Below are 14204 nucleotides of genomic sequence, written 5' to 3'. Positions count from 1 at the left end.
GCAGGAACCGGACGGATCGCCTGGACGCAGCGTGCTGCCGCGTGTTCCGATGCGGTTGGCGACGCGGACCAAGGATCGCGATGAGCATCGAACCCGGCCTGGTGCTGACCGGCATGCTGGTGATCGGCTTCCTGTGCCAGTGGCTGGCATGGCGGGTGAAATTGCCCGCGATCGTGTTCCTGCTGCTCGCCGGCCTGTTGCTTGGCCCTGTGTCCGGCCTGCTGCGACCCGATGCGCTGCTGGGCGGATTGCTGTTCCCGATGGTGTCGCTGGCGGTGGCGCTGATCCTGTTCGAAGGCAGCCTCGCCTTGCGTTTCCACGAACTGCCCGGCATCGGCGGCGTGGTGCGCGGGCTGGTGAGCTACGGTGCGCTGGCCGCCCTCGTGTCGCTGGCCGCCGCGGCGCATTGGGTGGCCGGCGTGGCCTGGCCCATCGCGCTGCTGTTCGGCGCGCTCACCTGCGTCACCGGGCCCACCGTGATCGCGCCGATGCTGCGCACGTTGCGGCCGAATGCGCGCATCGCCAACGCCTTGCGCTGGGAAGGCATCGTGATCGATCCGCTGGGCGCATTGCTCGCCGTGCTGGTCTACGAGGTGGTGGTGTCGCGCGAGCAGGGGCATGCGCTGAGCGTGTTCCTCGGCACGGTGCTCTGCGGCGCGGCGACAGGCGCGCTGGCGGCGTGGCTGCTGGGCCTGCTGCTGCGCCGCCAGTCGATTCCCGAGTACCTGCAGAATTTCGGCGTGCTGGCGACGGTGCTGCTGGCCTTCACCATCGCCAACCGGCTTGCGCACGATTCGGGTCTGCTCACGGTGACGATCATGGGCATTGCGCTGGGCAATATGCGCGACGTGCATGTCGACGACATCCTCGACTTCAAGGAGCACCTGACCACGCTGTTGGTGTCGCTGCTCTTCATCCTGCTGGCGGCACGGTTGCCATGGCCACTGCCGGGCGACCTGCTTTGGGAAGGCTTCGTGATCTTCCTGATCGCCCAATTCCTGGTGCGTCCGTTCAGCGTGCTGATCGCCAGCCTCGGCAGCCCGCTGGGTTGGCGCGAGCGCACGCTGATCGGCTGGGTGGCGCCGCGCGGCATCGTGGCAGCCTCGGTCTCCGCCCTGTTCGCGCTACGCCTGCAGGCGCTGGGCGTGGCAGGTGCAGGGGCGCTGGTGCCGCTGGTGTTCATCCTCATCGTCGGCACGGTGGTTCTGCAGAGCGCCACCGCGCGACCGCTGGCGCTGTGGTTGGGCGTGGCCGAACCGGAGCCGCGCGGCGTGTTGATCTTCGGTTCCGATGCGGTGGCCCGTGGCGTGGGCAGGGCGCTGCACGAAGCGGGTTTCCGCGTGGTGCTGGCCGACGACGAGCACGACGGCATCCGCCTGGCGCGAATGGAGGGGCTGAGTACCTTCTTCGGCAACCCGGCCTCGCCGCACGCCGAGCGCAACCTCGATCTCGCCGGCATCGGCCGACTGCTGGCGATGTCCGTGCACCGCGAGCGCAACACGCTGGCCTGCGTGCATTACCGGCAGGAATTCGGCCGCAACAAGGTGTACCGCCTGCGCGTGCTGGCGCCGGAGGAGAACACGGATCGCACCGCGTTGGCCGAGCGCCTGCTGGCTCCGCCGCTGTTCGACGAATCGATGACGCACGCGCGTTTCGCCGAGTTGCTGCTGGGCGGGTGGCGCATCAAGACCACCCGGCTGAGTACTGCGTTCGACTGGTCGCACTTCATCGCGCAGTACGGTCCGGACAGCGTGCTGCTGTTCGGCGTGGAGGAAAAAGGCGCGTTGCGCGTGGCTTCGGCCAAGCGGGATCTGGAACCCAGGCCGGGTTGGACGGTGATCGCGCTGGTGCCGCCGGCGACCGGCACGGCGTAAGGAGCGCACCCTGTGCGCGATGGCCCGGCGCTTCGATCAAGGCGCAAGGCCATCGCGCACAGGGTGCGCTCCTAAAGTGGCACGGCTTACGCCGCCGCGTGGCGTGCGAACTGCGCCTCTTCCGTCGAACCCTTCAGCGCCGTGGTCGACGACTGCCCTTGCTGGATCGCCTGGGTCACCGCATCGAAGTAGCCGGTGCCCACTTCGCGCTGGTGCTTCACCGCGGTGAAGCCGCGTTCGGCGGCGGCGAATTCCCTTTCCTGCAGCTCCACGAAGGCGCTCATCTGGCGGCGCGCGTAGCCGTGCGCCAGGTCGAACATGCCGTAGTTGAGGCTGTGGAAGCCGGCCAGCGTGATGAACTGGAACTTGTAGCCCATCGCGCCCAGCTCGCGCTGGAACTTGGCGATGGTGGCGTCGTCGAGGTTCTTCTTCCAGTTGAAGCTGGGCGAGCAGTTGTAGGCGAGCAGCTTGCCGGGGAACTGCTTGCGGATCGCCTCGGCGAACTGGCGCGCTTCCTCCAGGTTCGGCTTGCTGGTCTCGCACCACACCAGGTCGGCATGGGGCGCATAGGCGAGGCCGCGGCTGATCGCCTGGGCCAGCCCGGCGCGCACGCGGAAGAAACCTTCCACGGTGCGCTCGCCGGTGACGAAGGGCTTGTCGTTGTCGTCGATGTCCGAGGTGAGCAGGTCGGCGGCGTCCGCGTCGGTGCGCGCCACGATCAGGGTGGGCACGCCCAGCACGTCGGCGGCGAGGCGGGCGGCGGTGAGCTTGTCCACCGCTTCGCGCGTGGGCACCAGCACCTTGCCGCCCATGTGGCCGCACTTCTTCACGCTGGCGAGCTGGTCCTCGAAGTGCACGCCGGCGGCGCCGGCCTCGATCATCGCCTTCATCAGCTCGAAGGCGTTGAGCACGCCGCCGAAACCGGCTTCCGCGTCGGCCACGATGGGCGCCAGCCAGTCGATGCCGTCCTTGCCCTCGGCGTGGTGCAGCTGGTCGGCGCGCAGCAGGGTGTTGTTGATGCGCTTCACCACCTGCGGCACCGAATTCGCAGGGTAGAGCGACTGGTCCGGATACATCTCGCCGGCGAGGTTGGCGTCGGCGGCGACCTGCCAGCCCGAGAGGTAGATCGCCTTGAGGCCAGCCTTCACCTGCTGCATGGCCTGGTTGCCGGTGAGCGCGCCCAGCGCGTTGACGAAATCCTCCTCGTGCAGGCTCTTCCACAGCCGCTCGGCACCGTGGCGCGCCAGCGAATGCTCGATCGCCACGGTGCCGCGCAGGCGCACCACGTCGGCGGCGCTGTAGTGGCGGCGGATGCCGGCCCAGCGGGGGTTGTTGTTCCAGTCCAGTTCGATCTGTTCGGCGGTGGGCAGGGTGGTCTTCATGGCGTGGCTCCGTGGTTTGAGCCCCTCTCCCGTCGGGAGAGGGGTTGGGGTGAGGGTCCGGTGCTTGCGTAGTGCTGCGCACGACCGAACCCTCATCCGCCCTTCGGGCACCTTCTCCCGGGGGGAGAAGGAAGAGATTCAAAGCTGTTCGTAAGCCGGCACGGTGAGGAAATCGGCCAGCGTGTCGGCGTGGATCAGCTCGCGCAGCAGCCGCGCGGCGGCATCCACGCGCGCAGCGCCCGGCACGTCGCTGTCGCGCAGACGATGGGCGTGCGAGGCCAGCGCGTGGTCGAACAGGGCAAAGTCGATCGGCGCGTGATCGGGGAATTCCAGGCCACCCCCGGCAGGCGTCCCGCCGGCCGGAGCATCGGCATGATGCAGCCACTGCCACAACTGCGCGCGGGCGATCTCGGCGGTGGCGGCGTCTTCCATCAGGTGGTGGATCGGCACGCAGCCCTGGCCGTCCAGCCAGGCGGCGGTGTAGCGCAGGCACACCTCGACGTTGTTGTCGAAGCCGGCGCGGGTGATGGTGCCCACGCACGGCGCCAGCAACTGCTCGCGGGTCACGCGCACGTCATCGCGCTCCACGTCGCGCTGGTTCGGCTCGGGCATGTATTCGTCGAACACCGCCTGCGCGATGGGCACCAGCGCGGGGTGCGCCACCCAGGTGCCGTCGTGGCCGGCCTTCACCTCGCGCAGCTTGTCGGCGCGCACCTTGGCCAGCGCGGCCTCGTTCGCGGCCTCGTCGCCCTTGATCGGGATCTGCGCCGCCATGCCGCCCATCGCGAACGCGCCGCGCCGGTGGCAGGTCTGGATCAGCAGCTCCGAATACGCCTTGAGGAAGGGCACCGTCATCAGCACCTGGCCGCGTTCGGGAAGCAGGCGGTCGCGGTGGCCGCGCAGGGTCTTCAGGTAGGAGAAGATGTAGTCCCAGCGCCCGCAGTTGAGGCCCACGGCGCGCGACTGCAGCGCGTGCAGGATCTCGTGCATCTGGAACGCGGCGGGCAGGGTTTCGATCAGCACGGTCACCTTCATGCTGCCGGGCGGGAGGTCCAGTTCGGTTTCCGCGTGCGCCATCACCGCATCCCACAGCGCGGCCTCCTCCATGCATTCCAGCTTGGGCAGGTAGAAGTACGGGCCGAGGTCGCGGCGGTGCAGGGCGCGTGCGTTGTGGAAGGCGTACAGGCCGAAGTCCACCAGCGCCCCGCTCATGGTTTCGCCGTCCACCGTGATGTGGCGCTCCGGCAGGTGCCAGCCGCGCGGGCGCACCACCAGCACCGCGGGGTTGTCGGCCACGCGGTAGTGCTTGCCCTCGGGCGAGGTGTAGTCGAGCTTGCCGGCCACCGCGTCGCGCAGGTTGATCTGGCCGTCCAGCTGGTTGGCGAGGCTGGGCGCGGAGGAGTCCTCGAAGTCCGCCATGAACACCTTCGCGCCCGAGTTCAGCGCGTTGATGATCATCTTGCGCTCCACCGGCCCGGTGATCTCCACGCGGCGGTCGCGCAGCGCGGGTGGGATCGGCCCCACCGTCCATTCCGATTCGCGGATCGCGGCGGTGTCGGCGCGGAAATCCGGCAGTTCGCCGGCGTCCCAGCGCGCCTGCCGCTCGCGGCGGGCGGCAAGCAGTTCGCGACGGCGGGCATCGAAGCGGCGATGCAGGTCGGCGAGGAGGGCCAGCGCCTGCGGGTTGAGGATCGCCTGCTGGGCGGGATTGGGCTGGCCGTGCAGTTGCACGGCTTCGGTGGTCAGGCGTTCGCGGGGCAAGGCCATGGTTGGCTCCGGTCGTTGGACGACTCGAAGCTAGGCCATGGATTTACAATTTGACAAAGCAAATGTTTCAATTTTTGATATTGTCAATATTAATGCATATTGCAAGTCATTGACATGACAGAACGAAAAGCACCGACCAAGACAGCGAAATCGCCCAAAAAATCGCTCCGCAGCGCAACAAAAAAGCGTACGCAAGCGCATGGTCTGGCGAGCGAGCCTGCCCGTTTCTACTACAAGGGCAACCGCCACAAACAGCTGCGCGCCTTCGTGGCCACGGTGAAGCTGGGCACGCTGAGTCGTGCTGCCGAGGCGCTGTACCTGTCCCAGCCGTCGGTGAGCCTGCAGTTGCAGGCGCTGGAGCGTGAACTGGGCGCGACCCTGCTGGAGCGCCGCCGCCGCCGCATCAACCTCACCGATGCGGGCGAGGCACTGTACGAACTGGCGCGCCCGCTGGTGGAAGGCTGGGAGAATCTCGATCGCGACTTCCAGGCCAGGGTGCAAGGCCTCACCGCCGGCAGGCTCACCATCGCCGCTGGCACCTCCACCATCCAGTACCTGCTGCCGGAGCTGGTGCGCCGCTACCGCGAACGTTACCCGGCCGTGCACCTGCAACTCGCCAACGTCACCGGCAAGGACGGCATGGCGATGCTGCGCGAGGACAAGGCCGACTTCGCCGTGGGCTCGATGCTGGATGTGCCGCACGACATCGCGTGGGCGCCGGTGCGCCAGTACGACCCCATGCTGATCCTGCCGCCCGGCCACCCGCTGGCGGAAAAAGCCGAGGTGACGCTGGCGGATCTCTCGCCCTACGGCCTGATCCTGCCGCCGCAGCGGCTGTCCACCTATCGGCAGGTGGACCTGGTGTTCCAGCAGAACCAGGTGCCCTACCAGGTCGCCATCGAAGTCGGCGGCTGGGACGTGATCAAGGAATACGTGGCGATGGGCCTGGGCATCTCCATCGTCACCGGCATCTGCATCACCGACGCCGACCGCGGACGCCTGGTCGTGCGCAACATGCAGCGCTGGTTCCCGCAACGCAGCTATGGCGTGGTGATGCGCAAGGGCAAGTTCCTCAGCGCCGAGGCGCGCGCCTTCATCGACCTGATCCGCCCGGGATTGCTGACGCACCGGGACTACGACGAGCCGGGGCACTCCGGGCGCTAGAGGTGTCCTGCACGTCGTGATGCTTGCCCTTCAAGTTGAGCGTGTCGCCACGACTGGCGGTACGCGGGAGGCGCGCAGCGCCGGCACCAGCGCCGCCGCCTGGCCCAGCACAAGCAGGGCAAGCGCGCCTGACGCCACGTAGATCACTGGCAGGGGCGTCATCTCGTATTGCGCCATCAGCCATGCGTTGAGGCCAAGGGCCAATGCCGTGCCGACGATCACGCCGCCCGCGACAATCAGGAAATTCTCGATCTGGAAATAGCGCAGGATATCCACCTTGCGCGCGCCGAGTGCCCGTCTCACCCCGATCTGCCGGTAACGCTGCAGCACCCAGAAACTGGTCAGGCCGACAATGCCGGCAGCCGTGACGCCCAGCAGGATGATGCAGATTGCGCCCATCAGCAGCGCCATGCCGCGATCCGGGAAATAGCCGGAGGCGCGTATCTCGGTGAACGAATGGATGCCGGCATAGGGTTCGGGCATGAGGCGCATCGGGTTGAGTGCAAACAGGGCATCGTGGATTTCGCGCATCGCCTCCGCGGTGCGACCCGGTCGTGCCCGCACCACATAGCCCGCCCACGCATCGTCCACGCGCAACGGCTCGAGCACCGAGTTGAAAGCCCAGTCGCTGTCCGCCCTTTTCGGCGTCTGCAATCGTTCGACGATGCCCACGATCCTCGCTGGCTTGCCGTCCTGGTACACCGTCTGGCCGAGTGCATGGCCATCCGGAAAAAGGCGGTCTGCGACAGGCTTGCTCACGATGACCACGGGCGAGCCCGGAAGACCGTGCCCGTGCCGGATCTCGCTGGCGTAAAAGTCGCGGCCGGCGATCAGGTGCAGGCCGAAGACCGGCCGCATGCGCTCGTCGCCGTAGTAATAGGCCGCGCGCACGAATTTGCCCTTGCGGCCCGAGTCCAGCGAGATGTCGCCGGCTTCGTAGCCGCTCAGTATGGGATTGCTGGTGGAAGCCGCCGCGTCCTCTACGTCCGGGAGACTCCGCAAGGTTTCGAGATCCGCGCGCTGCATGGCATCGAATTTCTCGATGGCAGCCGCATCGTCCATGCCGGGCGTTGCCGGCCATTGCTGCACAACACGGATCAGGCCGTCTTCCTCGAGGCCGGTCGGCCGGCTCATTCGCCCGATGCTGTGGCCGATGATGAAGAACGCATTGGCGACGATCGCCAGCGTCAGCGCGATTTGCAGCACGATCAGGAGCGCGGCGCTCTTGTGCTTCTTCAAGGCCGCGAGGATGGGGTGGATATCCACGGCGCCCCTCACTGTCCCTTGAGCTTCAATGCGGGAGGTACGCGCGATGCGCGATGGGCCGGGTATGCGCCTGCAAGCAGGGTGGCGACCATGGCGAGCAGCAGGGCGGACGAAAGCAGGCCCGGGTCGATGCCCGCCAGGGCGGCAAGCTGCGCCGGCATGACCAGGCCCACAGCATGCACTCCCGCAATGGTGAGCAGCAGCCCGAGGATGCCGCCACCCAGGCCGATCAGGCCCGCCTCGATGAGGCATTGCGCGCAGACGGCTGCGCGCGACGCCCCCAGCGCACGTCTTACGGCTATCTCGCCGCTGCGCCGGAGGAATTTGGCCAGCAGCAGCCCCACCGTGTTCACCAGGCATACGAGCAGCAGGCCCTGCGCCACCAGCAATGACACCCGGGCCGTGCCGGGTATCACGTGCTCATGGTCGAGAAGCGCCGGCACGTCGCGCAGGCGGTTGTTGGGCGCCCAATTGAAGCGGCCGACCTTTTGTTGCTCGACCGCATAGGCATCGAGGTATTCGCGATACGCCCTCGCGGCAGCGGCGTCATCGAGTTCGACCATGAAGGAGATCCACGTGCAGTCCGAGTGCAGCAATGCCTCGAAGTCGGTGCCCGGATCGTCCGCGTCCCTCTTGCAATTGGCCCCCGCGTTGCCGATGGCGCGGGTCTCGACCACGTACTGGAACGGCAGGAAAACATCCGGCGCATCGACCCGGTACTGGAGATCCGCAAAGAAATCCGGCTGCGGGTTCCAGTAGGCGAGGATGCCGGCGATGCGATAGGCGCGGCCGCCGACTTCGATGGTCTTGCCAACGTTGTCGCCGCCGCCGAATACCTGCCGATTCAGGTGGTCGCTGATGACCGCCACGGGCGCCCGGCGCGCATCTTCCTCCTCGCTCCAGCTGCCGCCGTAGCGAAAGGGCACATCCAGCATGGGAAAGAACCCGCTGTAGACGGCATAGCCGCGAACCGGGATCGGGCTTGCGCTGCCGGTGGCGCGGTCCGGCATGGTTGATGACGACAACGAATAGATCGCCGATTGCCGGATGGCCCGGTGCCGGCGCATCAGCGCCATGGCATCGATGTAGTCCAGGCCGCTCTGCGGCTCGCCACCCGGTTCACGAAAACCCGGTCCCCAGATGTCGATCTGCGGCACGAACAGCCGCGACGACTTCCACGGGATGGGGTCGGCGGACAGGCCGCGGAATACCGAGTACATGGTCATCGACGCCGCCACGCCGAAGCCGATCGCCAGGATCATCAGCGCAGTCAGGCCCGGGCTGCGCTTCATGCTGCGCATGGCCAATTCAAGGTAGTAGCCAAACATCCGCTTGCTTGCCCCTTGCTCGATGCCCATCCGAAGCGGCGTCGGTCCTGGCGATTGCCCAACGCGATCGACCTGACCCTATATCCCGTGATGCTTCCCCTTGAACGGCGCATAGAACGCGCGCAGCCGCGCCATGTCGGCGTCCATGTCGTCGCTGGTGGCGAACAGCGGGCCGAGCTGGATGGTCTTGTCGGGGTAGTTGAAGGCGACCGGGAACACCGGCACGCCGGCGCCGTGGGCGATGCGCCAGAAGCCGGTTTTCCAGCGCGGCATGCGGCGGCGCGTACCTTCGGGGGCGATGCCCAGCCACAGCGTCTGTTGCTGGCCGAAACGTTCGACCATCTGCTCGACCATGCCCGCGGCGGCGCCGCGGTCGATGGGGATGCCGCCGAGCCTGACGAGCAGCGCGCCCAGCGGGCCGCGGAACAGTTCGCGCTTGGCCATGAAGTGCACGTCGGCGCCGATCGCGGCCTTGGTCAGCAGGCCCCAGATGCCGTCCCACCATGACGAATGGGGGGCGGCGATCAGCACCAGCCTGGGCACGTCGGGGAAGCTGCCGACCAGGCTCCAGCCGCACAGGCGCAGCACGCCGCGGCACAGCTTGCGGCGCCAGCCGTCGCGCAGGCGCGGCATGTGCGGCGGCAGTTGCGCTGGCGTGAAGACCGTCCCGTTCATTCGTGCCCCGGCTTCTTCGCGCGCAATTGTTTCAGCTTGCCGCGCTGCTGCTTGCCGGCGAGGCGGCGTTCCTTCGAGGCGCGCGTGGGCCTGGTCGCCACGCGTTTCTTCGGCACCACCTGCGCGGCGCGGACGATTTCGGCCAGCCGTTCGCGCGCGTCCTCGCGGTTGCGGGCCTGGTCGCGGAAGCGGCGCGCCTGGATCACCAGCACGCCGTCGTCGGTGAGGCGGCGGTCGCTGCGGGCCAGCAGGCGCTCGCGCAGCGGTTCCGGCAGGGTGGGCGAGCGTGCCACGTCGAAACGCAGCTCCACCGCGCTCTCGGTGCGGTTCACGTGCTGGCCGCCGGGGCCGTCGGCGCGCAGGAAGCGCTCGACCAGTTCGGATTCGGGCAGGGCAAGGGTGCGGCTGATGGTCAGCATGCGGGGAGTTTAGGGGATGGCACGCGGCGCCGGAACGCGGTGCCCGTGCCATCGCCATGGCCGAATCCGTCGCCTGCTACGATGGCGGGACGCCACGCAGCCTTGGGTCGCGGATGAAGGGAAAGGCCACATCGTTCGACATCGCACACCTCGCCGGGGTCTCGCAGTCCACGGTGTCGCGGGCGCTGCGCGGCAGTCCGCTGGTGAGCGAGGAGACGCGGTTGCGCATCCAGTCGGCGGCCGACACGCTGAACTACAAGGTGGACAAGAACGCCTCCAACCTGCGCCGCCAGCACACCGGCACGCTGGCCTTGCTGCTGTTCGAGGACCCCACCGCGGACGACTCGCACATCAACCCGTTCTTCCTGTCGATGCTGGGCTCGATCACCCGTGCCAGCGCGCAGCGGGGCTACGACCTGCTGATCTCGTTCCAGCAGTTCTCGCGCGACTGGCATGCCGACTTCGCGGGCAGCCAGAAGGCCGACGGCCTGATCCTGCTCGGCTACGGCGACTACCAGTCGCACCGCGACAAGCTGGAGAAGCTGGTGGCGCAGGGCACGCGCTTCGTGCGCTGGGGCGCGGTGCTGCCCGGCCAGCCGGGCGTTTCCATCGGTTGCGACAACTTCGCGGGCGGGCGGCTGGCCACCCAGCACCTGATCGAACAGGGGTGCCGGCGGATCGCCTTCCTCGGCGACGCCACGCCGCATTATCCCGAGTTCCACGAGCGCTACCGCGGCTATGCGGCGGCGTTGCGCGAGGGCGGCCTGCGCGTGGACGAGGCCCTGCAGGCCGACGCCGAGACCACCGAGCGCGCCGGTTACGAGGCCGCCGAGCTGCTGCTCGAGCGCGGCGAGCAGTTCGACGCGATATTCGGCGCCAGCGACCTGATCGCCATCGGCGCCCTGCGCGCGCTGAACGAGCGCGGCCTGTCGGTGCCGGGCAACGTGGCGCTGGCGGGCTTCGACGACATCCCCATGGCCAGCTTCATCAATCCCTCGCTCACCACGGTGCGGCAGGACACCGGCAAGGCCGGCGAGGTGCTGGTGGAGCAGCTGGTGCGGCAGATCGACGGCGAGGGCGCCGAAAGCGCGATGCTGCCGGCGCAGCTGAAGGTACGGCGATCCAGCCTGCGGCCGGAGCCGGAGTCGGGGCTCCACAAGATATTGCGCGATCCGTGAGCGATACTCACGTTGTGGCGATGCAGGGACTGGCATAACCTGCACCACCTGCATCGGGAGCACTGCACAGGGGCAATGCGATCCATGGAGAGCCGCCAGTACGAATCCGTGTCCAGCCATGTCTTCGAGCGCATCGCCGAAGCGTACGTGGCGCTGGACGCAGACTGGCGCTACACCTACGTCAACGAGGCGGCCGCCAGGGTCCTCGGCCGCAGCGCCGGGGAGTTGCTGGGCGAGTACGCCTGGGCGGGGTTCCCGGAGGAAGCCACCAGGCCGTTCCGCGAGGCCTACGAACGGGCCATGGCCGAGCAGCGGCCATGCACGGTCGAGGCGTGGTTCGCACCGCTCGGCCGCTGGTTCGCCAGCCGGGCCTACCCCGCGCCCGACGGGCTCACGGTGCTGTTCCAGGACATCGACGCGCGCAAGCGCGAGGAGTTGCGGCTGCAGACGCAGCAGCGGCTGATGGAGCAGGCCCAGCAACTGATGCACGTGGGCAACTGGAGCTGGGATGTCGCCGCCAACCGCGTCGCGTGGTCGGATGAGCTGTACCGCATCTATGGCGTGGATCCCGCGCAGCATGAGGCCACCTTCGAGGCCTACCTGGCGCGGGTGCATGCGGACGACCGCGAGCGGGTGCTCGGCATCATCCGGCAGGCATTGCACGATTGCGCCGCGTTCGAGTTCGAGGAACGCATCGTGCGGCCGGATGGCGACGAACGCGTGCTGAACAGCCGCGGCGTGGTGGAGGCCGACGCGGACGGCCGCGCGGTGCGCATGCTGGGCGTCTGCCAGGACATCACCGCGCGCAAGCGCGAGGAGCGCATGGCCGTCGGCTTGCACGAGATCCTGCTCGACATCGTCGCGCAGCAGCCGCTGGCGGCAAGCCTCGAACGCATCGCGCGCCAGCACGAGGCGATGAACCCGGGTTCGCAGTGCTCGCTGCTGCTGCTCGACGGCCGGCGCCTGTTGCACGGCGCCGCGCCCAGCCTGCCGGAGGCTTACGCCAGGGCCGTGCATGGGCTGGAGATCGGCGAGGCGCGCGGTTCCTGCGGCACGGCGGCATGGAGCGGCCAGCGCGTGGTGGTGGTGGACATCGCCACGCATCCCTACTGGACGGATTACCGCGAGCTGGCGATGGCGCACGGTCTGCGCGCCTGCTGGTCGACGGTGATACCCGGCAGCCACGGCGAGGTACTCGGCACGTTCGCGGTGTATTACCGCGAGCCGCGCGAGCCGCGGCCGGACGAACTGGCGAGCATCGACCGCCTGGTCCCGCTCGCCGGTATCGCCATCGAAAGCGCGCGATTGCTCGGCCGCCTGCGCGAGCGCGACCGCTTCTTCGAGATGTCGCAGGAAATCTTCTGCATCCTCGACCCGGGCAGCGAGCACCTGGTGCAGTTCAACCCCTTCCTGCAGCGGCTCACCGGTTACGGCACGGACGAATTGAAAGCGCTCGGTTACCGGCAGTTCCTGCGGACGCTGCCAGGCGACGAGTCGTCGGAGGTGATCCCGGCCACGGTGGAGCCGGGGCAGACGCGCGAGTTCCTCAACTGCTGCGTGGCGAAGGACGGCAGCGAGCACCTGCTGGAATGGACTTCGTTCGCCACGTCGGATGGCCTGCTCTATGCCGTGGCGCGCGACATCACCGAGCGCCGCCAGGTCGAGCAGAAACTGATCCACGCCGCCAGCCACGATCCGGTCTCGGGCCTGCCGCGCCGTGCGCTGCTGGAGGAGGCGCTGGCGCGCCTGCTGGACAACCCGTGGAGCGAGGCATGGGTAGTGGTGATCGGCCTCGACCGCTTCCAGGTGGTCAACGAATCGGTGGGTCACGTGATCGGCGACGACGTGCTGCGCCGCGTGGCCGACCGCCTGCGCGCCACGCTGGACGCGCGATGGCTGGTCACGCGCACCGCCGGCGACAAGTTCGCCATGGCGATGGCGGGCATGAGCCACGAGGAAGTGCTGGCCCTGGTCGAACGCCTGCGCGCGGAAGTGGCGCGCCCCATCGAGGGCCAGGACTACCGCCTGCTGCTCACCGCCAGCGTCGGCATCAGCCACGCGCCGGTGCACGGCAACACGCCGACGGCGCTGCTGCGCGGGGCGGAGGCGGCGATGATGCAGGCCAAGCGCGATGGCCGCGACCGCGTCGGCGAGTTCAGCGTGGCGCAGAAGCGCGCGCTGGACGAACGCGTGATCCTGGGCCGTCGCCTGCGCGACGCGTTGCGCAACGACGAGCTGGTGCTCTATTACCAGCCGCAGTACCGCGCGCTCGATCATGCGCTGACCGGCTACGAGGGGCTGCTGCGCTGGAATTGCGGCGAACTGGGGCAGGTCCCGCCGGCGCGCTTCATCCCGGTGGCCGAGGCGCTGGGCCTGATGCCGGAGATCGGCGGCTGGGTGTTCGCGCAGGCCGCGCGGCAGATGCGCGAATGGCTGGACCGCGGCCACCGCGGCTTCACCATCGCGGTGAACGTTTCTGCGCAGCAGGTGCAGCACCCGCACCTGGTCGCGCAGGTGGCCGAGGCGCTGCAGCGCTACGCCGTGCCGGCGTCGATGCTGGACATCGAGATGACCGAGAGTGCGCTGATGGAGAACGTGGCGCGCATCCGCACGACGCTGGCGGGCCTCAAGTCGCTGGGCGTGCAGCTGTCGCTGGACGACTTCGGCACCGGCTATTCCAGCCTCGCGTACCTCAAGCAGTTCCCGATCGACAAGCTGAAGATCGACCAGAGTTTCGTGCGCTGCCTGCCCGACGACGAGGACGATGGCGCCATCGTGCAGACCATCATCGAACTGGGCCACCAGCTGGGCATGCTGGTGTCGGCCGAGGGCGTGGAGACGCAGGCGCAGGCCGCCTTCCTCGCCGGCCTGGGTTGCGACGAACTGCAGGGCTACGTCCTCGGCACCCCGCTACCCGTGATGGACGCCGAGCGTTACTTCGTCGGCGTGCGGGATTCGTCGCTCGCCTGATGTGTCGTCTCCCCTCTCCCGCTTGCGGGAGAGGGGCTGGGTGAGAGGGCGTGAAGTTGCCTCGGCACCGCGCTCCGCCCGGGCCCTCTCCCGCCCTTACTCGCGCCGTCCTTGCCGCTCGCCCCTGCGGGGCCAGCTTCGCTGTTCCGCAGGGGCATCCTGCCCCTGCAGGTCGGGCACC

10 protein-coding genes are annotated in these 14204 nt (G+C 68.4%); 4 read left to right on the top strand and 6 right to left on the bottom strand.

All coding sequences use genetic code 11. The annotated features are described in order from the left end of the window. Positions 1 to 80: 80 nt before the first annotated feature. On the top strand, positions 81 to 1874 hold the full coding sequence (locus IHE47_RS16385) for a sodium:proton antiporter (protein WP_192107828.1): 1794 nt from the start codon (positions 81 to 83) through the stop codon (positions 1872 to 1874). 86 nt (positions 1875 to 1960) lie between these two features. Here IHE47_RS16385 and aceA read toward each other — a convergent pair whose 3' ends face one another. Together aceA and aceB are read right to left on the bottom strand one after the other, a co-directional pair. After that, the gene (gene aceA / locus IHE47_RS16380; protein WP_192107826.1) at positions 1961 to 3256 is read right to left on the bottom strand and encodes an isocitrate lyase; all 1296 of its coding nucleotides are present in this window, start codon (positions 3254 to 3256) and stop codon (positions 1961 to 1963) included. A gap of 138 nt (positions 3257 to 3394) precedes the next feature. Then, on the bottom strand, positions 3395 to 5023 hold the full coding sequence (gene aceB / locus IHE47_RS16375; protein ID WP_192107824.1) for a malate synthase A: 1629 nt from the start codon (positions 5021 to 5023) through the stop codon (positions 3395 to 3397). A 114-nt stretch (positions 5024 to 5137) separates the two neighbouring features. On the opposite strand from aceB, the gene IHE47_RS16370 reads away from it, so the two are divergent. Continuing rightward, entirely contained in the window at positions 5138 to 6187 is a 1050-nt protein-coding gene (locus IHE47_RS16370) for a LysR family transcriptional regulator (protein ID WP_192107822.1), read from the top strand. A gap of 30 nt (positions 6188 to 6217) precedes the next feature. On the opposite strand, the gene IHE47_RS16365 is transcribed toward IHE47_RS16370, so the two are convergent. The 4 genes from IHE47_RS16365 to arfB all read right to left on the bottom strand — a co-directional run bounded on the left by IHE47_RS16365 (position 6218) and on the right by arfB (position 9875). Then, a complete protein-coding gene (locus tag IHE47_RS16365; protein WP_192107820.1) occupies positions 6218 to 7453 on the bottom strand; it encodes an ABC transporter permease in 1236 nt (411 codons plus the stop codon). An 8-nt stretch (positions 7454 to 7461) separates the two neighbouring features. Continuing rightward, the gene (locus IHE47_RS16360; protein WP_192107818.1) at positions 7462 to 8781 is read right to left on the bottom strand and encodes an ABC transporter permease; all 1320 of its coding nucleotides are present in this window, start codon (positions 8779 to 8781) and stop codon (positions 7462 to 7464) included. 78 nt (positions 8782 to 8859) lie between these two features. Continuing rightward, positions 8860 to 9456, bottom strand: coding sequence for a lysophospholipid acyltransferase family protein (locus IHE47_RS16355; RefSeq protein ID WP_192107816.1), 597 nt, complete (start codon positions 9454 to 9456; stop codon positions 8860 to 8862). Then, positions 9453 to 9875: an alternative ribosome rescue aminoacyl-tRNA hydrolase ArfB gene (gene arfB, locus IHE47_RS16350; RefSeq protein WP_192107814.1), complete on the bottom strand. Its 423-nt coding sequence runs from the start codon at positions 9873 to 9875 to the stop codon at positions 9453 to 9455. Before arfB ends, IHE47_RS16355 begins: the two co-directional genes overlap by 4 nt. A 113-nt stretch (positions 9876 to 9988) precedes the next feature. On the opposite strand from arfB, the gene IHE47_RS16345 reads away from it, so the two are divergent. Both IHE47_RS16345 and IHE47_RS16340 read left to right on the top strand, forming a co-directional pair. Beyond that, positions 9989 to 11053, top strand: coding sequence for a LacI family DNA-binding transcriptional regulator (locus IHE47_RS16345; protein ID WP_192107812.1), 1065 nt, complete (start codon positions 9989 to 9991; stop codon positions 11051 to 11053). Between the two features lie 84 nt (positions 11054 to 11137). Continuing rightward, positions 11138 to 14023, top strand: a complete 2886-nt coding sequence (locus IHE47_RS16340; protein ID WP_192107810.1) for an EAL domain-containing protein — start codon at positions 11138 to 11140, stop codon at positions 14021 to 14023. Positions 14024 to 14204 lie beyond the last annotated feature (181 nt).

Source organism: Rhodanobacter sp. DHB23 (assembly GCF_014842975.1).
Lineage (GTDB): Bacteria > Pseudomonadota > Gammaproteobacteria > Xanthomonadales > Rhodanobacteraceae > Rhodanobacter_A.
Note: the sequence above shows the minus strand (reverse complement) of the source record. Positions and strands in the feature narration are given on the sequence as shown.